We start from the raw sequence: 25,188 nt of genomic DNA, 5'->3' as shown, positions 1-25,188 counted from the left end.
TTGATTAGTAAGTATCTTACTTAAACAACCAAACCATAATTCCGTTTAGTCCAATGAAAAAGTTTTTTTCACTTTTCGTAGCTTTATTTGTGTTCGTCGCAGTTGGCTACGCGCAGAAGGGAGTCCTGAAATTCGCCAAAGAAACTCATGACTTCGGTAAAGTTGAACAAGGCAAACCAGTTACCTACGTGTTTGAGTTCAAAAACGCTGGTACTGATCCTGTCGTTATCAACGATGCTACCGCTTCTTGTGGCTGCACCAAGCCGAGCTGGACCCGCGAACCAGTAATGCCGGGCAAAACGGGTAGTGTATCGGCTACGTTCAATGCCGCTGCTGCCGGGCCGTTCAACAAATCGGTAACGGTAACCAGCAACGCAGAAGGTGGCCAGACAGTTCTTTATCTGAAAGGTGAAGTCGTTGCCCAGAAAGACGCTCAGACAGTAGCAACGCCTGCTGTCGCTCCAGTTGGCAAAGACAAGAAAAAATCACGCTAACACGCTGAAGGGTTAATAGTGTGGTCAAGAAAGGCATCTGGTTGTTTACCGGATGCTTTTTTTGTGCCCTCTTCTTTTGTTTATCCTAGCCCGCAGCCAACTGCCAGACCCTGTTTCCATTCCTGTATAACTCCTTGGTTTCCTTGCCTTAATCATCTACTTTTAGCCTGTTCTTCAAGTAGATCCATTCTCATGACTCCGCCCCAGCGCCGATAAATTTGGCTGATTGCTTCACTCTTTACAGGAGTCATTTTATGCAGCTCTTTTCTTTTCGGGAAGCCCTTAACCGGCACTATTTTCAATAGTATGCCACCAGTCAGTACTTGTCTTAATCTACCCAATAATCATGTTCTTTTTTATTCTGGGCATCTTCGCGCTTATTGCCGGGTTTGCCATCAATACGCCTGCGCTAACATTTTCGCGCTTTGCCCGCCCACTCAAGGTGGCCGGTATTATTTTAATCGTGCTTGGTCTGCTTACATCGAGCATCCGTCAGATTGACGCTGGTCAGGTCGGTGTCATCTCGCTGTTTGGTAATGTAAGCGATCGTACACTGAATTCGGGATTGAGTTTTGTCAATCCGGTCGCTACTGTTACAGAATTTGACATTAAAACACAGAATTACACCATGTCGGCAACAAACGATGAAGGTGCAAAACAAGGTGATGATGCCATTCGTGTCTTAACGGCTGATGGGCTGGAAGTAGTTATTGATCTGACAGTTCTGTATCGGTTAGTACCCGCCAATGCGCCAAAGATTTACAGTGAGATTGGTACCGATTATATGGACAAAATTGTTCGGCCAATCACACGTACCCGTATTCGCGACAACGCCGTTTATTATGATGCGGTGGCCTTGTATTCGACCCGGCGCGATGAGTTTCAAACCCGTATTTACAAAACAATTGAGGTAGATTTCAGAAAACGGGGACTCATGCTGGAACAGTTGCTAATTCGTAATATTGACCTGCCTACTTCCGTCAAAAAAACCATCGAGTCAAAAATCAATGCCGAGCAGGATGCCCAGAAAATGCAGTTCGTACTTCAGAAAGAACGGCAGGAAGCTGAACGAAAACGCGTTGAAGCACAGGGTATAGCCGACTATCAGAAAATTCTTTCGACAGGGCTATCCGACAAGCAATTGCAGTATGAACAGATAAAGGCCCAGCGTGAACTGGCGGCATCGCCTAATGCCAAAATCGTGATTATGGGCGGCCGGGGCAATGTTCCCCTAATTCTGAACGATAACTAATTGACGATCAGCTTTAATATCCTCTCCGAGAGGATATTAAAGCTGATCGTCATGTGGATAGAACAGCCACAGCTCTACTTGGTCAATTCATAGCGCGTATTAACACCACCCGTTTTAAGGTTTTGAGACAGCCGATTCAAGTTAAGGGCGGTTTCGCTCGCGTCGCTGTCGACGGTATACTCAATAGTGCCATTACTCCCTGAGGGCTGAGGATTCAGATCGCTAAGCGTCAATTTCGTATTATCAGCCGACAGGGTCCATGTTCCCACAAATGTGTTGTTGTCAACTTCAGTGAGTCGAACGGTCTTTTCCTGAGTGAGGTCGAGTTTGAATTGGCCATAACCCGGTTTAGGATTGCTTGACGCTCCTTTTGTATAGACGGTTGTGCTGTTTTCTTTGACAATATTGACCGTCCATACTTGCCGAATACGTTCTGAAAGTGACTTTTCAGGTTCTTTCGTACCGCAGCCAAATAGGCTGACAACCAATATACTTAGTAAAAGCATGTATGTTTTCATTAGGAAAATGGGGTAGATAGTCAGTTTTTGAGTACTTTTTCACTTGCTGTTTTGTCATTAGCCTTTACCTGTATGATGTATAACCCAGCAGGCAGGTCAGCTAGCCTAAAAGTGGCTTCATGAAAACGTGTGGACTTGTTCGACTCCCATTGCCGTACTTCTTTACCTGCCGTACTGAGTAATCGCACCATCGCGGGAGCGGGCTTATCAAGTACGAGCTTAATGGTACATTCTTCCGATATGGGATTAGGCGATACAGTTAGCCCAATGCCATCGGCGTCGGGTTCGATACCCGTAATGAGTGAAACCGTCACCTTCACGCTGGCACTAGCCGTACAGCTCTCGGTATTTGTCACTTTAACTACATAGTCGCCCGACATACCGGCTTTTGCATTCGCAATGGAAGGATTCTGTACACTCGATGAATAGTTATTAGGCCCCTGCCAGAGATAAGTCCCGCCCCCGGTAGCCGACAGTTGAATAGTCTGGGTTTCGTAATAATTACCACTACTGCTAGCCGATGCCGTTGCGGTCGGCACTGGTTTGATAGAAATTGTCAATGGAGTCGATGGCTTGCTAGTCCGACCTCCATCTTCACAAACCGCGGTGTAACTCGTCGCTGCTGTCGGTTTTACCGTAATCGTTAGTCCGGTCTGACTGGTTGACCACCTTACGGTACCAGTACACTCACTAGCAGTCAGAATTACTTCCCCGCCGGGGCAAATACTTAACACATTGGCAGCTAATTTGGGCGGCAATACAGTATCTCGGGCTACTTCCAGTGTATATGGATTATAGCTATATGCATTACTGTTTCGTTCGACACGAATATAGTAGACTCCGGGGTCGTAGGCATTTCGATTGACTACCAGGCTTTTTTCATTATTACTGAATGCCTGTAGAATTTGGCTCTGGGACGCATTATAGATACGGACTGTCGAACTAACCTGCGCCGGAATATCCAACATTTTAACAATTAATGTAGTCCGCGTATCAACTGTGAATTTGAAAAAATCGACATCTTCAGCGTCAGCCAACGTAGCCTTAATGGGCTTTGCAATTGAAATCGACTTAGCTTCTGTGAACGTGTTGTTACATTCATATGCATCTGTAGTATCATGCAGCACCACTAAATCAAAAAGATCATAACTATAATTTGTGTAGTTGTTTCGACTTATCACCACATAATATGTACCTACACCACAAACACTTTTGTCCATGTAAGCATTTTGGCCTGAATTGCCTGATACACGCCTGATTTCACGATTAGCAGGGTCGAAAATTTGCATATAGACCCCAAACTCCTTAGGTATATTCTCGGCAGCTACGTATAGGAGTCCAGGTTTTGTTACATTGATTTTAAAGTAGTCAGCGTCATCTTCGTCGGCCATTTGAATTTTCAATTTCTGGCCACTTTTTATTTCTTTCGCTGTTGTAAATGCGTTGTTGCACTCATACACATCTGCGGTGTCAATACCAATGCGAAAGTCGAATAGTTTTGGGCTATACGTTGTGTAGTTATTTCGAGCGACTACAACATAATATATTCCTGGATCACAGATAGTATAATCAATGTATCCATTCGCGCCATTACCGGAAGACCATTGTTCTAAAGACTGCGTAGCACTATTATAGATCTGCAAATAGGTGCCAAACTCAGTGGGAATATTTTCGGTTGCGGCATATAGGATACCTGGCTTTTTGATGTCAATCTTAAAGTAATCAACATCTTCAGCATCATTTAAAGCAATCCTAAGCTTATCGCCGTTTTTGACCGGTGTAGCCGTCTGGAACGTATTGTTACATTCATATACATCCGTGACATCAAGCGTAGCCTTTAACGTAAATGTCTCCTTGCTGGAGCTATAATTGCCAGCCACAACCACATAATATGTACCTGGAGCACATACCTGAGCATCGGCATAGGAGCTAAAGCCATAACCTCTAGACCCTTCACTTGCTAGCCTGACCGTACTGGCGTTGAATATTTCAATAGCAATGTTTATATCCTTTGGTACTTTTTCGACGGCTACATTCAGGACTCCTGGTGTCGATATGGTTACTTTAAAATAATCAATATCGCCCGAAGGCAAAGAAGCCTGAATTTCATTGTCCAACGCGATAGAATTGGCTTGCGTAAATGAGTTGTTAGGCTCCGTTTCGGTCGTTTGGCCCCAGCCTGGCTGGTAGGCAAGGCTCAATAGCCCAATGAGTAGAGTGAAAAGTCGATTCATACAAAAATGCTATGGATAGAAGTTGTAAGTAAACATTCCTACAGAAAAAATAGCCGAATCCGATCAGGCCAGGTGAGTTTTCAGGCACATAACCGGCTATCGTTCGCCCAGAAAGTACGTGACTGATAGGCCAAACGTGCTGTTTTTAAGCTTTCCCCTAGAGCTGGGGTTGATATTGGCTAAGCCCACATTATAGAACAGGTTAAGCATCAGATTCTTTTCGGTCAGTTCATAACCGCCCAACAGACGCAGTCCGGCATCGAGTGCTTTCACGTCCGTACCCACTTCAATCCGTTCATCATCATCCATGCCACCCAGTAAAAAGCCTAAGTAAGGTCCAATACCGCCAACCAGCTTGCCATTACCTACCTCGTATTTATAGACGGCCTGAATGGGTACTTCGAGATAAGTCAGGCTCGTTCTGTATTTGTCAAAACCATCACTTAGGGTTCCTCCTTTAAAACTGAACAGTAACTCTGGCCGAATGAAGAAGTTGTCGTTAACGGTATATTCGGCAACACCACCCACGTGAACACCAAATAAACCACTGGTATTGACGCTGAGGCCGGATGCACTTACCTGTAACTTAGATGTTTGCAGGCCGCCGGTCAGCCCAAAACGAAGCTGAGCATAAGTCGACAGGTGAAAGCAGATCAGCGATGTGGTTAGAAGCAGTATTTTTTTCATTTGATCGATTGGTTTGAAGGTAAAAACGGGGTGGATTAACGCGTATAGCGGGGTTTCACTTTCCAGATATTATAATTTTTATCCGCATTGGAATAGAAATACACGGTGCCATCCGGCCCAAAGCAGGGGTCGCCCTCATCCGTATCGCCCTGCGTAAGCTGAATCAGATCGGTACCTTCCACTTTCATGACATAGAGGTGGTGATTTCTCTTTTTTGGATTTTCGCGGTTACTGACGAAAGCGATGTATTTCCCATCCGTCGAGAAAGCGCCATCCTTGTTATTGTAGTCGCCATTGGTGAGCTGGGCTTTCTGGCCTGTTTTAAGGTCCATCGTAAACACCTGCACAACTTTGCCAACTCGGGCGTTGTAAATAATTTTTGTATTATCATTCGGATTAAGCGCCAGGTGTCCACCTTCGGTTAAGACCGTGAAATTGCCGCCTTTCGCATCCATTGAGCAGATCATCCGGCTTCGTCCCATAATCGTTGTGAAGTAAATTTTGCTCATGTCCCGCGTGATAACAGGCTCAGCATCATCTTCTCCCATTTCGCCCTGCGACACATAGTTCAGGCCAACACCGGCCAGGCTGGAACGAACAATGACCGCACGCACCGGTTTGACGTAAGAGAAAAGAATACCGGAATTGTTTGGCATCCAGGTCGGATAAGCCGCATCGGTAACCAGTGGGTTCGTAACCGGGGAGCCAATTTCCTTCTTGATAATCCGGAGTTTTTTATCCGTCTTGGCCATCAGATTGCCGGTCTCCGAGAGTGTGAAATAGGTGGTCTTTTCCAGGCTATTATACAGCAGCAGTTTTCCATCAGGGCTAATGCGCGGATAAAATTCCTGCCCGGCATCAACGGTTTCCCGGATGAGCCCTTCCGCATTACCCGTTGGTGCTATTACCATCGACGATTTTTGCGCGTATACGATTCCAGAGAATGAGCCCAGAATCAGGAAAATCAATAGTGCCTTTCGGATGTTCATGACAAGTAAAATCAAGTAAATTGAGAAAAATGGCCCCACGTCACCATAGCCTTTATGGCTGTGGGGCTTTTATGGTGTGGTAGAAACGGAAAGCGTTGCAACAAGAGCGATTCAATTCATTTTCAGGCTGGCCTTGCCCGTTTCCAGGCTCACGACATCAAATTTGATTGCCGGATTTTTGCTGAGTTGATCAACCAGCTCATCGGTTGTGCCCAGGTGTTCAATATGAAGCACACCATCGCTGCCTTTCAGGTTTTTCTGGACAGCTTTTACTTTGGAGTTTTTCTTCAGGAACTCGGCCACCGCGGTAAGTTTCGCGTAACTGGTATTGGCAATATCGATATCGGTCACAGCCGCTGCTGGTACGGAAGCAATGGCAGCCGGGCTTGCCGTAGATTTACCACCACCGCCAGCGCTTGCAAACTGCACGTTCATGGAACACAACCGTTCGAGCAGATACTGTGTCATGTTCTCGGATGCATTCCGAATCGCAATTTTATTGGCAATCGCTTCAGACACATCAATACCACCACCTGCCACAGCATTCGTCGCCAGAATCGACCCGTCTTCAGTAGCGATGGCCCGAATTTCGAGCCGGGCCCGGCAAGAAACCATTCCTCCCTGCGAGTTGGTACGTTCTGAAATCGTTTGCCCTGTAACGATGATGTTAGCACCCATTTTCAGACCGAGCGATGCCATAGCTGCCAGATCAGCTGACGAGTCAGCGACCTGTCGCATCTTTCCGTAGATTTTGGGATCAACGACGCGGAAACCCGCTTCGACAAACTGGCGAATTAACTCTGTCTCGGTAGCCGATTGCTCGATCACGACGGGTTTAAACACCGCCGACGAGGCTGTCTGCCGACTGGCTGGTTCTTCTTTTTTCGCGTCCCGATTGCGGCCACCAAATATTCCCTTAACCACCTCACTCGCCAGGCCTACATTCGCTTCCCGTTCCCGGAGTGCTATTTCGCGCTCACGCCGATTCAGATCCGTCGTCGTATTGTCGCGGGCGGTACCGGCAGTCGTCGCTTCTGTTACCAGAATAATCACTTTAGGTGAGCCATTTCGGAGCATCTGACAGTTTTGGGCCGTGTACCGTTTGATTTCCTTCGGTTTCATCGGCTCAGGCATTTCAATCTGATCTTTGGCATCCGACATGACCTCAACAGCCTTGATAATGGCCTTCTGGACAGCATCCTGCACAGCACGGTTCTCGGTAGAGCCCCCAATTGCCAGGCCATTCGCTCCACCGAGTTTCATACCCCGAAAACCCGACGAATTACCTTTCATGTTGATGTCGCGACTGAAAAGCAGTTCGCCTGTTTGTGGATTGAGCAGCTTCAGCGTAAATCCTAGCGTTGCCGTATTGCCGCCAAAATTGAAGCCGCCAACCTGTGTCGATTTATTCCCTTCGGTAAAGTCAGTCACTTCGCCTGTCACAACTAGCTGTGCTCCAACCATTTTACCAGCCTGTGGACCAGAGCCATCCGTAAAACCGTCCTGACCAAAAGCCATTTCACCCGTAGCATCACCCACATTGCGGTTCATTTCCATAACTCGGAAGCAGTTGGTCTGCTGAATAGCCGAGGTCAGCATCGTGGCTAACTCATCGCCAAATGTTGAATTAGCCTGGGCCGATTTGGTCGATACATTAAAGCGGGCCACTTTCACCACCACCCGTTTGTCGCGGGCAAGTCCTTTGCATTTTTCAGCGACTTTTTCGAGCGTAATCTCAGGTGTTTTCTGAGCGGCTAAAGGGCTGGTCAGCAGCATCAGAAGCGGGAGTACCAGCCAACCATTGCGTATTAGTTTTACCATAAAATATAGTCTTTGATTGTGAGTAGGTTATCGGTGGCCAGCTCTCCGAGAGAATCTGCTAACTGGCTTTTAATTCTTTATGCCTGCCAGCTGACCGAGGTAACAGTGAATTGTAGAAGTATTTTTAACGAAGCGAAAATCAGATGATCCATCGAGCGGAGAGGCACAAAAAAAGTAGGGCTTAGTATCTGACTGTCAAGAGTATATCTTAACAATCAGACACTAAGCCCTACTTTCAAAAATTGTCAGTTTAGTAAACCAACGTCCGGTATAATGGCGAAATCTTACTCAGAAACCAATACTTTACAGGTTCTCACCAGCGGGTAAAATTGTATTGAAGGGTGACGTCTAAATTGTGTGATTTTGTTTTAGGTTGCGGATCGGTATTGAGCTGAATATTCTGACACTCATAGCTTACTGCAAGTTTGTAGGCACCCGCCCGAATAGTTTTTCTAAGCAATTCGATGCCTATTGTTACACGTGGACTAACGGATACTTGAAGCGTCGGGACATTAGCCGGGGCTACAGTCGTAGCCGTATTAGTATAGTCGATGCCCAACGGCAGTCTCAAAGTTGGTCCTGCACTCGCAAAGAAACCAATCCGGTTAGCAACAAATTGATTGCTTTTTCGGCCCAACGGACTCCAGGTAACCTTCGGGAAGATTGTCAAATAGCGCAAATCCAGTGTTTCGATCAGCCGCTTTGAGCTACCATCGCCAAACATTGTACCATACCGCTGGCTCGAGAAAGCTACATCTGCTTCATAACGCACGGGGCTATGCCACTTAAAACGGCTAATATTCAGGCCAGCATACCAGTTTTTCGTATCAGGAAACGAATAAAGCAGACCAGCTACCGGTAGCCCATTTGACGTAAACACAGGCTTTCCTGCTACTGTCATGCCTACCACGAATCCCAGATCCCAAATAGTACGTTCGGGTTGTAGTTCAACATAGGCGGCATTGGCTGCATCAGAAAAGTAATGGGCTCTGGCAAGGGTTACACGCTTAGCCTGGAGTTTATCCCAAAACTGCGTCATTGCCTTAAGCCGATCCCCAAAAAAAGGATGCGATGCTGACTCGACAGATGAGTCATGGGAGCGGTCTGATTTGTTTCTAGTCGTGGTTCGCCTTTGGCTTTCCCGTTCCGATGAACGAACGAAGATGCTATCGAAACTAGTGATAAAACTCCTGAACGAAAACCGGTCATTACTATTCATAAGCAGCCATACAGCAAAAAAATCGGCTTCTATTTCTTTGGCCTGCTGATTAGCCTTAACATGCCTCTCGGATGCTTTTTGTTTTGCATTTTGCCCCTTCACAGCCTTATCGCCCTCACCAGATTTTGGTTCTTTCTCAAATGCTATTTGGGCCGGATTGATCGGGCTACTACCATCCAGATGACCCAACACATGGTGGCCAACTTCGTGTGCTAGTACATGCCAATCTACCCAGGTCAATTTATTCTTTTCTTTGGAGATTCGGTTTAGGTACTCATTGTTGTAAGTGATCAATCGCTCTTCGCCATTTGCCGTCGAGGTACAAAGCAAGGCGCTTGGGTAGGGACAATCAGTCTCTATAACTTTAATCTTACCCTTAAACCGAATCTGGGGTGCATACTTTTTAATATCGACCAACATCTGGCTGACCAGTTGTATGGCCTTTTCTTCATTTATCAGATAACCCTGCCTCTTTTTAACAGGAATATCTTCACAGTCACAGCGGTCACCATCACGCAGCAACTGCGCCTTGACTGGCGTAGCTAGAAAGAGAGTTCCAACTAGCCCGGTCAGGGCGAGAATGGAAGCGATTGAGGAGCTTGAGTACATTCGAGGAGTGGTAGAAGCGGTTTATTAAGCCTACTGACATACAATATCTGTTTCTCCGAATTAAAACGCAACCCCACCGACTGCCACTGGGCAGTATCCTGAGGATTTTTCAGAAAAACAGTCAATGTGTCACGGCAGAATGTATAGGCTTGTGGTATCTTTTGTTGCTGATTCTGCTTCCATTGTATCCATATTGAACCACCGTAGTCATCATATCCCATCGTCGAGTTGTCTGTCAACAAACGAACATCCCGTTTCTCTGATTTAACGATTTGTGGCGTACTGCCTGGCTGAGTGAAAAGATTTCTTAACCAGTCTCCTTCACCTACCCACACACCTACAAGTAGCACTGAAACACAGGCAGCCATGGCATAGGCATATGGATGGCGCCATACAGTAGCCAGAACGGTAGAGCGTTTGCGGGCTTTAGCGCGTGCTTTACCGGCAGCTTCCCATAACTCCTGATTAGCATCCTGCCTGAATACATCGGTCAACATGGTATGCGTATTGACATCGTCGTAAAAGGAGGGATCAGTCCGCAGCAATTCCTGATATTGCTGATTCTCCTCTTCAGTCAGTGTACCCCGCTGGCGTTTTTCGATAAGTCGTCGACGTTGAGATGGTGTCATCGGGGGTATGGTATTAGTTGTTGTTTTTTATAAGCGTCCTGAGCCATCTTTTTTAATCGCTCCATGCATTTCTGGTACCTGCTTTCCAGGGTTTTGGCCGATCCGCCAAATTCGATAGCCAGCGTCTTGAACGGTACTGGCTGGCTAAACCCATCGTTGTAATGTCTCGTAATAAGGTCGCGGCACGTTTCGCATAACAGTTTCAAACACGAACGCATGATATTTCGTAGCTCTTCCAGATGATCGGATGCATCGAAAGCAAACGCATCATCAGTATCCTCCAAATCGTCGGCCTCATGCGGATCATCGTCATAAGGCGTGTATTCAGTACTGGCGTTTTTACTGGTCAGTTCGTCTTCATTACTATCCTGTTTCTGCGCGGCCAGAAGCTTGCTGATAGCGGCACTTCGCTTAACGAAACCAGTCAGATAACTCGTCAGTCTGGCGTCCAGATAAAACGTTTCCGGATCGGCCCGGTAACGCTGGCATTTGTTGATGAACTCCAGTTTCACCTTGCTGACAATATCGTTGATGCCTTCGATGAGTTCCGGCCCCATTCCTTCTGCCCGATCGGCCACCTGCGCCGTTACCCAGTGCTTTACTTTACTCAGGCTCTCTTCAATGAAACCGGCCTCGCTGGATTTATGGAATAAATATACCCGCAGTGCGATCTGTTCGAGTAAGTACTCCCGAAAAAGATTGATTCGCAGCTGAACACGCCCATTACGAAGCCAGAATAAAGGGGTTGTGTGGATAGGCTGATTCTGTTTTTCCAGATAGGCCAGAAAGGAGCGCAATGTTCGGTAGACCACCTCCTGTTGATCGGTCGGAGTTAGCAGGAGCGCCAACTTCTGGGCATGGCTGGGTTTCTGACGTTCACGAAGCTGGGTAATCCACCGCCGAATGTCCGTCTGCCGCTGCCCGCTGTTCTGGGCCATTTCCACAAAGGGAATATCCTTGATCTGGACTTTCCAGCGGCAGGCATCAATCAGATCATCCAGAACGGTCTTATAGTGTTCTATAAAATACGTATCCGTAATGGTCAGCGTACCGATCAGACCACAAAGCTCGAAAAGGATCGTTTGCTGTAGGGGTTCATTGGCGCGTTCGGCTTTTGACAGACGACGATCGATCAGCGGATCGAAGACCTCGCCAACCTGTTCGGCGAAGTTTTGCTTCGATTCGGCATCGAACAGCAGTCGGCTCTGCTCGATCAGACGGGCAATGTCTCTTTTACGATTCGGGAAAAAAGAAAATGTGGACATGTTCACCGATGAAGATCAAAAAACATTAGCTGAGCCACTGTGCCCATTTGATTTGCCACCAGATTTTCCAGCGGTCAACCGTTTTGATCGGATACTCACAATCGATACACTGCGTAAATTGGGCATATACGCGCTCTGCCTTATCAGGTTCACCGCTTTTCAGATAGGCGACGGCCAGATGCCATTGGGCTGCTTCGCGGAAATAGGGCCGAATATCCGATGATCTCAGCACCTGTTCGAAGTTTTTCACAGCCAGCGCATACTGGCCTTCGGTCAGGTGAGCCTGTCCGTCAAAAAACTGATTGAAGGCCCGTTTCTGAACCACGGCGACGGTGCTACTATCGTCGGCCAGGCTGCGGGTTACGTTGATGTCGTTTTCGGAGTCGGGAAAGACCACCGGCACAACCGACAGGTATAGAATTAGCATGAAGCCCGCACTGACAACCCCCGACAGCGAACGGCGGACTAACCGAATGCGCTGCGTTCGCTGGCGGCTTTGCTGTTGAAGTTGTTTCAGCGTGGCCACGGCCCGCTGTTCCAGAAAAGCTTCCTTCATTAGTTCGTGTGTGCGTTTAAGGAGAATTACTTCATTATCGAAGTCGGGGTCGGTTTGCCTTTCGGCCTCAACCTCAGCCCTTTCGTCGCTGGTCATCTGACCGCTCAGATAACGCTCTATCCACTCGTGCTCCTGTTGTTTATCAGTTGGTCTTTTCATGATGTCATTAGTTTCCTCAGCGCAAGCACGCATCGGTACTTTTTGGTTTTGGCGTTGTCTTCCGTTCCCAATCCAAACTCTTCGGCTATCTGTTTCATCGACTTCTTATCGAAGTAAAATGCCTTCAATAGCTCCTGGCACATGTCGCCCAGCCGCCCGAAGATGGCCCGTGCCGATCTCACTTCCTCATCGCTCATAAGCTCCTGCTCGGGACTGGGCGCATCCGGTTGCTCATCACTCTGCTGCTGGCCGTAGCGGTCGTTGCGTTTGTTCTGGGCGGCCCGCCTGCGCAGCTCTTTCAGCCACATCAGATGCGCGATTTCGTAAATGTAGGTCGTCACGCGGGTGTTCTGACGGAGCTGGAATTTACCATCCCAGGTGTTTTGCAGAAATACCACGATTACCTCCTGAAACAAATCCTCGGCATCGGCATCAGAGCCTTTGTTGCGGGTTACCATCCGCGTCACGCTTCGCTGACACTGATCATAGAGGAAGCATACGATGGCTTCCACTACGGGGGCATTCTTCGTGAGTAAACCGTCAAAAATCTGCTGGTCTGTAAAGGTTCTCTGCATGAGGAAGGATAAAAGCTTCTTTGTGTCTTTATGCCGCCCAATGCCGACGAGGTAACACACTTAAAAAAAAATTAAAAATTTTTGAGCACGCATCAGGAAAAGTGAAAAGCCAGGACGTGAAGCTGTGAATCCGGGGGGATTCGGTTTCCCAAACTTCAAATCCTGCTTTCTTATGCGTACCAACCTTAAAAATCTGTTGGTCCTCTTCGCTCTGGCGACCACCTTTACCCTGGCTTCCTGCCAGTCGGAGCCTGTTGAACCTCAAGCCGCTCCGGTTAAAAAAACCACCGAAGCCCATCCTACCCTCGCTGATGACGAGGCCGACCAACCGCCCAAAAATGGTAACAATGGTGGAGACGGAAATTAAGCTTGCTTCTCTTATAAAAATGAGCCTCCAAAGGGCTCATTTTTATAAGAGAAGCAAGCTTACGATCAGAAAAAGCCTAATTTTAAGCGTTTTACCAATTATTCAACCCATGCGTACCAACCTTAAAAATCTGCTGGTCCTGTTCGCCCTGACGACCACCTTTACCCTGGCTTCCTGCCAGTCGGAGTCCGTTGACCCTCAAGCCGCTCCGGTTAAAAAAACCACCGAAGCCCATCCCACCCTCGCCGATGACGAGGCCGATCAGCCACCTAAGACTGGCTGGCCGAATTGATTTTGCCATAAAAATGAGCCTCAAACGGGGCTCATTTTTAGTTATAGGCTCTGCTCAGCGTACAACCCTTATAGATTTAGGCCACCTGCTCCTTTTCTCTTAAAGTACGTACCAATCGTTTTCGCTGCCAGAACACAAGCAGACCAATGCCCACAACAAGAAGCAGCCACCAAACGGCCATTGATTGATCCCCATCCGGCATCACCGGATCATAGTTGCCAAGCAAAGTATAATTGGCCCAGTAATAGGGATGATCGTATTTAGGGAATATCGGCGATTCGAAAAAATCGAGTCGGGCCTGCTGTAACGCCCGATCGGTAGACATGCCCTCCTCCAAATAATGGTGGAGCCGAATGGTCAGAAAAGACGTGGTTTCGTCATTGGCTTTCCAGAGTGTCGTGACAACTGATGGGCACCCCGCATACGCAAACGCCCGCGCCAGTGACAGAATTCCTTCCCCTTTCCTGATCTGGCCCGACCCGGTTTCGCAGGCCCCCAGTACAGCCAGTCCCGTGGATGACAGCGACAGATTATAGATGTCGTCGGTATAAAGTTTATCCGTTTCGCCGGGATAAAACGCGATGTAGGAGTTGGCCGGATCGGCGTCGTCGGTTTTGGCATGCGTAGCAAAGTATATAACCGGCCGATCGAAACTTGTTTGCAGAAAATTCGGCAAATTGGCTTCAGGGCCAATCAGCACATCGCCACCAATGCTACGGGCTTCGGCTTCGCTCGATGCAAGTGTCTGCGCTGTACCCTGGCGGTTGACGGTTGATTCAAGTGCCTCAGCCCGCGCAAATGGGGCCATCACCAGCACGGGGTTGGTACTGGCAGAACGTTGGTGTACATCGAAAAACGACTGGGCCGAAAAGGCATAGGCAATAGCTACATGGCGGGTCAGGTAATCCCGCGACTGCCTGCCCGTTTCAAGCACTTCGAATGGCAAAAAATTAAAGCTCCAGTCGCGGCTGATAACGAGCCGTGTTTTGCCCGCCAGCTGCTTCCGAATCGGCTCGATGCAGGCGGCATACAACCCTGCGGCATAGGCCGTTCCGTTGTATCGTCCCAGCACGGGGTCATGGTAAAGTTCCTGACTCAATTTTACCAACTGCTCATCGAAACGAGCCGCATCGATGGGCTGACGAATAACATCAATGGCCCCATCGGTAACCACCAGGATAAATAGTGAAGCCCCCCGCCGAACATAGGCAATGTAGGCAGCCTGATGGCCCAGTTGCTGCTGTAGGGCTCGGCTACTCATGGCCACATCCTGATAGTTGAGCCGGTAATAGGCCGGATAATCCTGGCGGAACGTTTCCATGAGCTGGTGCCACTGGAGCTGGCAAGCCGTAAGTTCAGTACTCGCGGCCGTATCGCTTACCGAACGTTTTTTCAGCTCACTGATCCGTTTTTTCAGGCGTTGCTCCCGTTCGAGCATGGGGCCCGGTATAGTCTGGGGTTTTATGGTATTCAACAGGAAGGCTTCGCGCAGACTACTGGCCTGCGCCTGCTCGAAAAGCTGAAACAGGGCCTCTCGCAACGCTGTGCCTGGCTGATGCTGGTACGCTTCGAATGTAGCCGCTATGGCATCGGGCACAAGCGCGTGCTGGCGGTCTGAAAAAATAACCTGCGACTGATCGGTATCGATTCCATGCCGAATGCGCTGCTGAAGTCTGACACAATAGCGGTAGGTGTCAACCGATGCGTTCAGGTAAGTATTTTTGTGCGTGGCGTCATACTGTTTTTTCAGAGCAGCCGCTTTATGGGTAGCGGCCAGTAGTAAAGTGGCTTCATCAGAAGCAGTTTCAGCCGAAGGGTTTCGCCAATTATTCGTCAATCCGGTTGTATCGCGGCAAACGGCCCGAATAGCAGCCTGATAGGACCTTAGAGCCCGTTCGGGCTCATTCCGCGCTTCATAGAGTTTCCCCTTTTCTAGCAACACCTGAGCCAATAAAGAGCCTTGATTACCTATGTATTGATAGTGCAAGCGAGTTGCCTGATCGATAAAGTGATCGGATGTCGACAATTGGTTAACTGCTCGATAGCAGTTGCTCATCATGCGCCAAAGATGGATTTGATCTGATAAATAATCTGTTGTTTTTTTCCCCAGACGTAATTCAAATATCAATCGTTCTGATTGATCAAAATAGCTTATAGCTTCAGAGTAACGCTTTAATCCATATAAAGCCCAACCAATACCTGATAAATTTCCACATTTACGAATATCTCTTTTTCGATAAAATTTATTGGCTAATAATCTATGTGCTAATGCTTCCTTAACAACACCCATTGCACTGTAACACCCCGCTAGATTACTTTCTATATAAGAAATTTCCTCCGACAGATTATACTTTATGGCTAACTCTCGTGACTTAGCTAAATACGAGAGGCTTCTAGTGTAATTGCCCATTTTAAAAAACCAACTCCCCTGGTTGTTAAAATGGTAAAGCACATAAAGCGCAATCTGTGCTTCAATGCGTGGATTTTGTGCTAACAATGCATTGGCTTTGTGGAAATAATAGAGTGCCGAATCATTCCGGTATAGGGCTATATAATACGTCCCTAAGCTCGAAAAGAGCTTAAAACGAACCGAGTCAGGGGCTGTTTTCAATGGATTAATGTAGCGCAGCCCGAGCAGGCAACGGTCGGTAGCCTTACGGGTATGGTTCTTCATGTAATCCATGCTGCTGAGGTCAACGCAGAGGTTGGCTGCCCGTACGGGGTCGCTATGCTGCACCAGCCCAAAGGCTTTTTCGTACCAGATTATGGCTTTCTCATATTTCCCCTCGCCATAAAGCGACTCGGCCCGCTGGCGGTATTTATCAGACAGGGCCGCCTGCGCCCACGTAAGTCTGGGCACCCAAAGGAGCAGAAGCAACAGCCAGCAGGCAGATCGGCAGTTCACGGAACAGAAGAAGGCTAACTAAGAGGAAGGTAATTCAGGTTATTTGTAATCCACGACTACCGTATAGGCACCGGTATTGTCGGTTAAATTGAGATCATTGACCCCAAATGTAAAATCAGCATATTGTGTTTCAGGCGTAGAAAAACTGCACTCCTTACTACAATAATGCCAGTTCGCTTCATTGTTGAGTTTGTACATTAAGGAAGCATGGAGAAACTCTGGTACAATGCTATATTGAGGAATTGGAAAGCCAAAAAGCCCATCTTTCCCATCTGGCCCCGAAATACCAACAAATGAACCTACAGTTATGAGTCCAGTAGCTTTTACCGAAATGATACCTTGCTTATCTAACCTGACCGTTTTAGTAATTGGTCCATTTACTTGCAGCGTAAAGGGCATATAACTCACAGTAAGGTCTTTGCAAGTAGTTGTATACAGTTTATTGATCGCTGCGGAATCTGCTTTTGAAGCACGAATCGATTGCCCGACAAATAGCGTCGACATCAGCGAACTCGATTCGGCAGAAGTAGCCATTCCCAGAAAGAGACCCGCATGGTAAGCAATGGCCTTGGTCAATGCCGTTTCGCTCCAGTCGTAGGTGTCGCTTAATAAAATGGTGTAGGTTCCGTTACTTTCTCTACGAAGCCCGCCTGTCACGGTTGCTGCCCCTCTTACCAAACCTACCGTTGATGTAGCCGTCTGATTGGGTATTTCTGATGGATCGACAAACTTAACCGCCAGCACGGATCGGTTCGGTAATTCCAGAAAGCCGAGATTGGGATTTACTTTTTGCCACAGATCAAACCCAGCCCGAATGGCCGCCCGTTGGCCGTCGTTGTTGAGTCTTTTAAAGGTATTAACAATGTTATACCGAAATGCGCAGTCGGTAGTTACCCGGCGAGCCATGTCATTCTGGTCGGCGCTCACGTAGACCAATCTGGAGGCTGTCGGCGGAATGTCCTCGCATTGCCAGAACAGGCCAACCAGTAAAATAAGAGAAAGTGTTACTGTTTGTGTAGATAGTTTTCGCATAAAAGAGGTCATCGGAGCAAGTTGTCGCCCTACGATTCAGCAAGTTATTGAATGCCATTGGGCATCAATAATTACGGCTAACGCCTATTTATTAAACGTACCTTATTTTATTAAGCGTTGGATATCCGCCGGGTTTTGCTATCGATCTATACTTCTCTACCGATTCTGTTGCGTAGTCTGCTAGAACAGACAACTGCTTCGCCCGGCGTTTATGCAGGGCGCTATGTTCTGGATGATTGATGGAGAAGCCTTTTTTCGTGAGCTGCCGAAAAGGTACTGTCAACGCTATCGACCAGCAGCGAATCCATTCAGGCAATAGGGTGATTGCCTTACAGGAAAATAGCTTAGCGTCTAAACACACTAATTATGTTTAGGGGCGGTCAAGGCCATTAACCAGGCTTTACAGGTTTCGGGCCATGTATTGAGTGATCCGAATTTTGCGGTGCGAAGCCCGTAGCCATGACCACCTTTGGGGTAAAGGTGCATTTCAACCGGAATATTATTTTTCAGGCAGGCGAGGTAATAATTAATGCTGTTTTCAACCGGAACGGCCTTATCATCTTCCGAGTGAACCAGAAACGTTGGTGGCGTCTGGCTGCTGACCTGTAGCTCGTTCGAATAGTAAGCAATCATCTCAGGCGAGGTATTCAACTTCCCTAATAATTTATCCCGCGAACCGACGTGCGCTTTATCACCGAAGGTTACCACCGGATACAGGAGAATAGCGAAATTCGGCTTGGACTGCTCACTGGCCTTAGGTCCCCGATGATAGTGGGTAGCAAGTGTTGCTGCCAGGTGTCCACCCGCGGAGAAGCCCATTACGCCAATTTTATTAGGATCAATGCCATATTTGGCCGCATTTTGCCGAATCAGCAGCATACCCTGCATCGCGTCCAGCAGCGGAACTTCCTGCTGATTGGTCATGATTTTCTCATTAGGCAGACGGTATTTCAACACGAAAGCCGTCACGCCCATCTCATTGAACCACTTGGCCACATCGACCCCCTCATGTCCTGACGCCAGGATCGAGTAACCACCACCGGGGCAAATCATTACGGCAGCACCTGTTTCTTTCCCTTTGGCGGGTAAATAAGCAGTAAGTGTTGGCACCGACACGTTACTAATACGCATAATGCCATCACTACCGGGTTCAGCTTTTTCGTCAATCTGCACGCCAGCAATGGCATTGGGGATGGCATTATCGGGCCATAATTTCAGGATTTCCTGCGAGCGGGCAGTTTGCGTAAGGAGCATAGTCAAAAGCGTCGTAACAAATAAGGCGCGCATAAAAGGCAACGGGTTAACAATGAGCAGACATTCATGAGTACAGAAAAGCCGACCGGGTGATCGGCTCTACTCATATTTCGGCTTCTGCGTCATCAGTTACCTCTGAATTTTTGCCCCCCCCATGCAACACGTCAATGAGTTCTTTGACCCGATAGACCGTTTTATTGTACTTATTACCGAGCATGATAATGACGTATTCATCTTTGGGGCTAAACCAGAACATGGTATTATAGCCCTTCCACCAGCCTGAATGATAGATAAATTCAGGTTGGTTGCTGTCGTTCAACATCATTCGGAACCCATATCCATAGTTCTTCGCGCCTTTCCGTTCGAAGCTTCTGGGTATAAATGCCTCTTTCAGTGTCTTTTTCTGCAACACACAATCCCCGTTAAGCGCCCGATACCAACGGAATAAATCGCCAATTGTCGAATAGATCCCTTTATCTCCTACTACATCGTCGTAATAATCTTTAGGTATTCGCCTATTCCACTGGTAACCTGCGGTCCGGTGGTAATTTAGTGAGTCGTTTTTAGTCGTAGCAACAAAGGTCTGGTGCATGCCCAGAGGCTCAAAAATTGCCGAATGAATATAGGCTTCATAGCTCTTGCCCGTCACTTTTTCGATTATGGACGCCAGAACCATGTAGTTTGTATTGCTGTAACTAAAGCCTCTCCCCGGTACGTTATAGGCGTGCGGTGTTGGTTTGACCGTTGCAAACCAGTGCATAATGGTCGCATTGGTCGGGTATGGCTTCTCTTTTTTGTAGAAATTCACCTTCATACTATCGTCGAAGGCATATTGATAATTGGGCAAGCCGCTTCGATGGCTCAGCAACTGACGAATCGTAATGCCATGATAGGGGAATTCCGGGTAAAATTTCTGAATGGTATCCTCAAAATTAAGCTTACCGAGCTCAATTAATTTAAGGGTTCCAACGGCAGTAAAGGTTTTGGAGAGGGATGCCAGCTGGAATTTAGAGTCTTCGACCAGTGTATCTCGGGCACCTCGTTCAAAATGGCCCAGGCCAAAGCAATGTTTGTAGAGAACCATGCCTTTCTGAGCCACCAGCACATTCCCATTCAACCCCTCGCGAACTTTCTGCTGAAAAATACGCTCAATCTGCTGCGCTTTTTCATCGGCATTAATCTGCTGGCGAATCGTTGTTTGCTGGTTGGAAGTTAGTACTTGCTCATCGGCACACGTGCGCAGGGCATTCGCTGACTTATCCAATTGCTTCTGTGTACTCTGGCCACAGGAAAGAATAAGGTTTAGCAGGACTAATACACTTATTGTACTCCAGATTTTGTTCATCCGCACCATCCTCACACACATGTTTTACGCTTACTCTACTTATTATTTATGCACAAAAATAAACCTAGCAACCTTACAGATAATACCCGTTCGTTCGAAATTAGCTAAAAAAACTGACGATCTGAAGTAGTTACTATTAGCTATTACCAACGGTAGTTCGGCGTTTCACGTGCTGAGCGTCTCTTCGGATTTGTAACTGGTTTAGTTCGTGATGGTTGACTGCCCAGAAAACCCGTTTTCTTCAGTCCCAGATAAGCGCCAACACTTCCTGGCAGTAATTTTCCGGCGTCGGCCGCAATCGATCCGTTAATAACGGCACCCCCCAAAATATTGATGGGTACCCCTAAAGTTACTAAACCCGAAAACTGTCGGGGAAGATTAACAAACGGTATGTCGTACGTTCCGGCATTAATACTGTAGGATAGCCGTGTAGTTAAGTCAATTGCATTAAACAACAAAGCACTAAGACCGACATGAAACACGCTAACCCGGTTATTGGCAATAGCGCTACTAAACGTAGATAAATCCGGATTAATTTCAGTTCTAGGCATCAAAAAGGGTGTACCTATTGTACGGCCAAAGTAGGTCCAGCCGTCAACAAACTGGCTGTGATTGAAATAATTATCACGTCCACGGCGCTCAGGATCGTCGATGACGAACTCGGATCCACCCTGACTACCAGTGAAAAGGTATTCAAATGTAAATTGCCGCAGAAAAAATGCGGATCCGGTTGGCTCAGTCAGGTTCTTGATCCGTAACCCATTGAGCCCATCCTGGATGTTTGTTCCATAAAACAACGATCCGTCATCGTACAGAAACTGTCTGTAGACGTAGAGATTCCAGGAATTGAAGTCAACATCGGCGGCTAAATCGAGCGAGCCCAAATGATTGCCGATGCGGTTATCTTCAAATGAGGTAAGGTTATTATCATTGGCGAAATCATTGCCCCTCGTCCCTAAAATTACGTTCGGGTAGTACCGTAAACTCGATGGCAATTTTCCATCTACGGCAACAACAGGACCCAATACTTTAGGATCAGCATACCCCCCCCAGATAACCTGGTGATTAAATCCGCTGTATAGACGAACCCGCCAGGATGGTTTACCCAATCGCAAATAGAAATATTTATGATGTAAGTAAGAACCTTTCACCAGGCGATCAGAATTTTCGAACCAGCCGTGTGCCCAGGCACCTAACACAGATATGACCCCTTTTGTAAATGGAATCGGCGTAAAGGTTGGTAACCCAATCTGGATTTTAGGAATCGGAAGCGCATTTCCTGACCAGGCATAAGCCCCCGTTGTCAGGAGCGTATCAACCAGCCCAACGATTTCTTTTCGGCGACCGGCATAAAATTCAAACGCCCCTAATCGGCCTTTGATGTATGCTTCCGGGAGTAAAAACTGGCTGTTTTGTCCAGCATTAGCCACAACATTTAAACCGTAACCCCAATCTGATTTATGACGGTAACCTGTGCTGTCTGTTGGCTGGTAATCGGAATGCAGGTTGACATTCAGACGCAGGAATGGAGTAGTCAGTGGCACTGTACCATATTGATTGGCACGCAACCAGAAAGGCGTTTGATCAGATGAAGCCATTCCTCCTACTTCAGCCGAATACTGATTCATTCGTTGTCCGTACGATGTACTAGAACATCCCCCCAGAAAACAAAGCCAACAAAAAACGAAAAAGGAAATTCTCATAAAGAGAGAAAAAAGATGGACTAGTACCGGCCGCTTTAGCAGCTACTTACCACGGCCCTGTACCATCACCCGAACTGTTTGGGCAATTATCCACATATCAAACAGGAAAGACCGACGCTCAGGATAGAGTAGATCATATCGTAAACGCTGCACCATTTCTTCAATATTAGCAGCATAGCCAAATTTGATTTGGCCAATTGATGTAATCCCCGGCTTAACTTTAAGTAATGAGCGGTATTCAGGAGCTACCTCAACAATCTGGTCAATGAAGAACTGTCGCTCCGGACGTGGCCCAACAACAGACATATCTCCTTTGAGTACGTTAAAAAATTGAGGTAATTCATCCAGTCTGGTCTGACGCATAAACCATCCCCAAGATGTAATACGACCATCACGATTACCCGCTGACAGCACGGGGCCATTGGTTTCCGCGTTAATGTACATACTACGGAATTTATAGATACGAAACGGTTTCCCATTACGTCCAATACGCTCCTGTGCATAAAGCACTGGCCCTTCTGAAGTAAGGCGGGTTATAAGCGCCATTAGTAAAAAAACAGGAGCCCCAAAAAGCAGTACGCCAAGTGAGAAAGCGATATCAAAACCCCGCTTAAGTGTATTAACCTGAAAATCAGCGAGCATCTGCGACGACAGATTCAGCACTGGCAGAATATCATGGTACTCAACAGAAGCACCTCTTGCCAGAAATCCTCTAAAGTCAACTAAAAGCTTTACCTGATAGTCAACTTCTTCAGCATCGTCTACAATATCCTTTAGGCGGCCATTATCAATGTAAGGCATACAGCAATAGACACAGTCGATTTGATTAATTCGAACATAATCAAGAAGTTGATCGTAACCCCCTCTTAGCAACGTAGCGGTATCGGTTGTGGGTTCATCAAAATAGCCGTAGAAATGGAATCCCATTTCAGGATGAGCGTCATAAAAACCGCGAATTGTAGTTGCCAATTTGCCGTATCCTACTACAATATATTTGCGGTTATTGTACCCTCTGGCACGATATTCCTTTAAAAAAATCAACCCCCCGATCCGAAAGGCTATTCCCAAGCTAGCAAATATTCCATAAGTAATGGCTAAATGCTCTCGTGAATAATAATACCCTTTAACAGCAACCCAATATAAGGCAATGACAGCCATATGAACGGCCATCAGAACAAACATTTTTTTGATTAAATGGTCAGCCTTAAAAAGCTGGCGCGGGAAAATGTAGGGTTTAAATAATAGAATCTCTACTAACCAGATCAAATTAAAAACCCACCATAATGTAGCGTAAGGTGGTTCAAAAACGGGATCAATCGTTCCAAACTTTATTCCATACGCACCAATAAAAGCCGCATTCAGGCTCAGGAAATCAACTATCACATGGAGCGGAAAGAATAATATGGAATAACGATGCCTCATATTAATTGATTTAGTGTGCGGACTAGTACTACTACTTATTTACACTTGTAGGGCTAATATAATGCCTGAAATTGGCGTCATTTCTTAAAATTATCCTACGGTTCATCACAATGCCCCGCAATGTAGTGATTTTTATCCTATTTGTTGACATGATCTGTTGATAGGTTTAATATGCAGTGTATTATTCTATCGGGCCTGCCAGTTTTTCTTCAGGCTAATATATCCCCCTATTCCATTCTGATACAATGTTCCAGCATCTGTAGCAATACTACCGGTTAGGTGAATACCCCCTAAAAGATCTAAAGGAGCCACTATACTTGCATATCCTGAAAACTGGTTTCGAATCGTTGGAAAAGGATTGTCATAAGTGCCAAAGTTTCGGCTAAATGACAACTTCACCTGATAGGAAATAGGGCTCGTCAGCAGACTTCCCTGTATCGGTAGACTTCCAGCCATTCCTACATGAAAGACATATAATCTATTATTTCTGGTAAATGTCCCATATGGATACTGGTCTTGTGCGCCGAGGGCAGGGGCAATAAAAGGGGTGCCAATCGTATGTTGGCGATAAGCCCAGCCATCCCGATATTGTTGATGATTAAAATAATCATCTTTCCCTCGTTTATCAGGATTATCAATAATAAATTCAGGACCACCCTGACTGGTTGTATTGAGAAACTCAAACAAAAAATCCCGCACAATTGCATTTGGATCATTCCGACGTAAACGGATGCCATTCAAACCATCGGCGATATTAATTAAATAAAACAGGGAGCCGTCTTCGTATAAATTCTGTCTGTACATATACAAGGTATGACGCACCAAATCGAACTCAGCGGCCAGATCGATCGAGCCAAGGTGATTACCCACCCGATTTGTCAAATCAAAAAAGGTATATTGCTGCGTATCTGTACGGCCCGAATTAATTGTACTCACTACATACAGATAGTTAATTAAACCATTCGGCAGTTTACCACCAACCGGAATAGTTCCTGGAATGCCTGTAGGATCTGTTGCATGTCCCCCCCAAACGGCCTGATGGTTGAGTCCCCCATATACACGCACAGGATCCCGCTCCCGCCCTACACGTAGGTACAAAGACTTTTGGTGTAGCATGGTGTTTTGAATATAACCCTGGGCATCCAGATAACCATGCGCAAACGTACCCTGGACGGCGACCCAACCTTTTGTAAAGCCAATAGGCGTGAAAACGGGAATAGATATCTGGATTTTAGGAACAGGCATGGCGTTTCCTGACCAGGCATACGAACCTGTTGACAATGTCGAATCCGCCAGGCCGAATTTTTCCCGCTGCCGACCGACATAAAGCTCGAAAATACCGCGACGCACTTTTACATAGGCTTCAGGCAATAACACATTATGTTCGTAGGACAATTGATTTTGGGTCGTATTAACGACTACATTAAGACCATAAGCAAAATCATACCTTGAATCATGCCACCTTCCTGTACTATGTTGAGTGGAATCGTAACCACTGTAGACACCAGCCCGAAACGTCGCCAAAGGGGATCTGTTGGGGACAATACCATACTGATTCGCTCTTAACCAAAATGGAGTTTCTGTTGAGGAAGCCACATAGGTTCCTATTTCAGCAGTGTAATAATTAGGTTGACGGATTGATTGAGCCTGCGCGGAAGAAGCAAAACCGGTGAGTATACCAACAAAGTAGTGTAAGAAACCTGACCTTAAACAATTATGCATTGATTGTCGGGTAGAGTGAGAAAATAAACTCACAATAATAATGCCTGAAGTTCGTCTTTATTGCTAACCCGCTTACTTTTTGAGTTTACGTGTTCAGACTTTCTGTTTAGATTTATACATCGTACTAAATAATGGATCT

Annotated in this window: 21 protein-coding genes; 4 read left to right on the top strand and 17 right to left on the bottom strand. The window is 46.8% G+C overall.

What is annotated here, in order from left to right; translation table 11 throughout:
- Positions 1–53: 53 nt before the first annotated feature.
- Together G8759_RS05100 and G8759_RS05095 are read left to right on the top strand one after the other, a co-directional pair.
- Positions 54–494 (top strand): DUF1573 domain-containing protein, encoded by a 441-nt coding sequence (locus G8759_RS05100; RefSeq protein WP_167205831.1) that lies wholly within the window; start codon positions 54–56, stop codon positions 492–494.
- A 346-nt stretch (positions 495–840) separates the two neighbouring features.
- Positions 841–1,746 carry a prohibitin family protein gene (locus G8759_RS05095; RefSeq protein ID WP_167205829.1) on the top strand — a complete coding sequence of 302 codons (906 nt, stop codon included), beginning with the start codon at positions 841–843 and terminating at the stop codon, positions 1,744–1,746.
- Between the two features lie 74 nt (positions 1,747–1,820).
- On the opposite strand, the gene G8759_RS05090 is transcribed toward G8759_RS05095, so the two are convergent.
- The 10 genes from G8759_RS05090 to G8759_RS05045 all read right to left on the bottom strand — a co-directional run bounded on the left by G8759_RS05090 (position 1,821) and on the right by G8759_RS05045 (position 13,007).
- A complete protein-coding gene (locus G8759_RS05090) occupies positions 1,821–2,264 on the bottom strand; it encodes a hypothetical protein (RefSeq protein WP_232074136.1) in 444 nt (147 codons plus the stop codon).
- A 20-nt stretch (positions 2,265–2,284) separates the two neighbouring features.
- Positions 2,285–4,498 (bottom strand): T9SS type A sorting domain-containing protein, encoded by a 2,214-nt coding sequence (locus G8759_RS05085; protein ID WP_167205828.1) that lies wholly within the window; start codon positions 4,496–4,498, stop codon positions 2,285–2,287.
- Between the two features lie 96 nt (positions 4,499–4,594).
- Positions 4,595–5,185, bottom strand: a complete 591-nt coding sequence (locus G8759_RS05080) for a porin family protein (RefSeq protein WP_167205826.1) — start codon at positions 5,183–5,185, stop codon at positions 4,595–4,597.
- Between the two features lie 35 nt (positions 5,186–5,220).
- Positions 5,221–6,174 carry a DUF5050 domain-containing protein gene (locus G8759_RS05075; RefSeq protein ID WP_167205824.1) on the bottom strand — a complete coding sequence of 318 codons (954 nt, stop codon included), beginning with the start codon at positions 6,172–6,174 and terminating at the stop codon, positions 5,221–5,223.
- A gap of 111 nt (positions 6,175–6,285) precedes the next feature.
- The gene (locus tag G8759_RS05070) at positions 6,286–7,995 is read right to left on the bottom strand and encodes a CsgG/HfaB family protein (protein WP_167205822.1); all 1,710 of its coding nucleotides are present in this window, start codon (positions 7,993–7,995) and stop codon (positions 6,286–6,288) included.
- 313 nt (positions 7,996–8,308) lie between these two features.
- Positions 8,309–9,823: a hypothetical protein gene (locus G8759_RS05065; protein WP_167205820.1), complete on the bottom strand. Its 1,515-nt coding sequence runs from the start codon at positions 9,821–9,823 to the stop codon at positions 8,309–8,311.
- Positions 9,784–10,452 carry a hypothetical protein gene (locus G8759_RS05060; protein ID WP_167205818.1) on the bottom strand — a complete coding sequence of 223 codons (669 nt, stop codon included), beginning with the start codon at positions 10,450–10,452 and terminating at the stop codon, positions 9,784–9,786. The genes G8759_RS05065 and G8759_RS05060 overlap by 40 nt, the downstream gene beginning before the upstream one ends.
- A complete protein-coding gene (locus G8759_RS05055) occupies positions 10,449–11,717 on the bottom strand; it encodes a hypothetical protein (RefSeq protein WP_167205816.1) in 1,269 nt (422 codons plus the stop codon). The genes G8759_RS05060 and G8759_RS05055 overlap by 4 nt, the downstream gene beginning before the upstream one ends.
- Before the next feature lie 25 nt (positions 11,718–11,742).
- Positions 11,743–12,432: a tetratricopeptide repeat protein gene (locus G8759_RS05050; RefSeq protein ID WP_167205814.1), complete on the bottom strand. Its 690-nt coding sequence runs from the start codon at positions 12,430–12,432 to the stop codon at positions 11,743–11,745.
- Entirely contained in the window at positions 12,429–13,007 is a 579-nt protein-coding gene (locus G8759_RS05045) for an RNA polymerase sigma factor (RefSeq protein ID WP_167205812.1), read from the bottom strand. Before G8759_RS05045 ends, G8759_RS05050 begins: the two co-directional genes overlap by 4 nt.
- A 172-nt stretch (positions 13,008–13,179) precedes the next feature.
- Here G8759_RS05045 and G8759_RS05040 point away from each other — a divergent pair, with 172 nt between their 5' ends.
- A complete protein-coding gene (locus tag G8759_RS05040; RefSeq protein WP_167205810.1) occupies positions 13,180–13,374 on the top strand; it encodes a hypothetical protein in 195 nt (64 codons plus the stop codon).
- Positions 13,375–13,483: 109 nt separating this feature from the next.
- Complete coding sequence (locus tag G8759_RS05035) at positions 13,484–13,666, top strand: hypothetical protein (protein ID WP_167205808.1); 183 nt, start codon at positions 13,484–13,486, stop codon at positions 13,664–13,666.
- 76 nt (positions 13,667–13,742) lie between these two features.
- Here G8759_RS05035 and G8759_RS05030 read toward each other — a convergent pair whose 3' ends face one another.
- From G8759_RS05030 to G8759_RS05000, 7 genes are all read right to left on the bottom strand, one after another.
- On the bottom strand, positions 13,743–16,526 hold the full coding sequence (locus G8759_RS05030; RefSeq protein ID WP_232074135.1) for a CHAT domain-containing protein: 2,784 nt from the start codon (positions 16,524–16,526) through the stop codon (positions 13,743–13,745).
- Between the two features lie 84 nt (positions 16,527–16,610).
- Positions 16,611–17,603, bottom strand: coding sequence for a matrixin family metalloprotease (locus tag G8759_RS05025; RefSeq protein WP_167205806.1), 993 nt, complete (start codon positions 17,601–17,603; stop codon positions 16,611–16,613).
- 360 nt (positions 17,604–17,963) lie between these two features.
- Complete coding sequence (locus tag G8759_RS05020) at positions 17,964–18,890, bottom strand: alpha/beta hydrolase (protein ID WP_167205804.1); 927 nt, start codon at positions 18,888–18,890, stop codon at positions 17,964–17,966.
- Between the two features lie 70 nt (positions 18,891–18,960).
- The gene (locus G8759_RS05015; RefSeq protein ID WP_394353299.1) at positions 18,961–20,223 is read right to left on the bottom strand and encodes a serine hydrolase domain-containing protein; all 1,263 of its coding nucleotides are present in this window, start codon (positions 20,221–20,223) and stop codon (positions 18,961–18,963) included.
- A 122-nt stretch (positions 20,224–20,345) separates the two neighbouring features.
- Positions 20,346–21,830 carry a capsule assembly Wzi family protein gene (locus G8759_RS05010; RefSeq protein ID WP_232074134.1) on the bottom strand — a complete coding sequence of 495 codons (1,485 nt, stop codon included), beginning with the start codon at positions 21,828–21,830 and terminating at the stop codon, positions 20,346–20,348.
- Between the two features lie 117 nt (positions 21,831–21,947).
- Positions 21,948–23,327 carry a sugar transferase gene (locus G8759_RS05005; RefSeq protein WP_167205801.1) on the bottom strand — a complete coding sequence of 460 codons (1,380 nt, stop codon included), beginning with the start codon at positions 23,325–23,327 and terminating at the stop codon, positions 21,948–21,950.
- 186 nt (positions 23,328–23,513) lie between these two features.
- Positions 23,514–24,965: a capsule assembly Wzi family protein gene (locus G8759_RS05000; protein ID WP_232074295.1), complete on the bottom strand. Its 1,452-nt coding sequence runs from the start codon at positions 24,963–24,965 to the stop codon at positions 23,514–23,516.
- Between the last annotated feature and the right edge of the window lie 223 nt (positions 24,966–25,188).

This window comes from Spirosoma aureum (assembly GCF_011604685.1).
GTDB lineage: Bacteria > Bacteroidota > Bacteroidia > Cytophagales > Spirosomataceae > Spirosoma > Spirosoma aureum.
The sequence above is the reverse complement of the archived record's forward strand: the minus strand, read 5'-3'. Positions and strand labels throughout refer to the sequence as shown.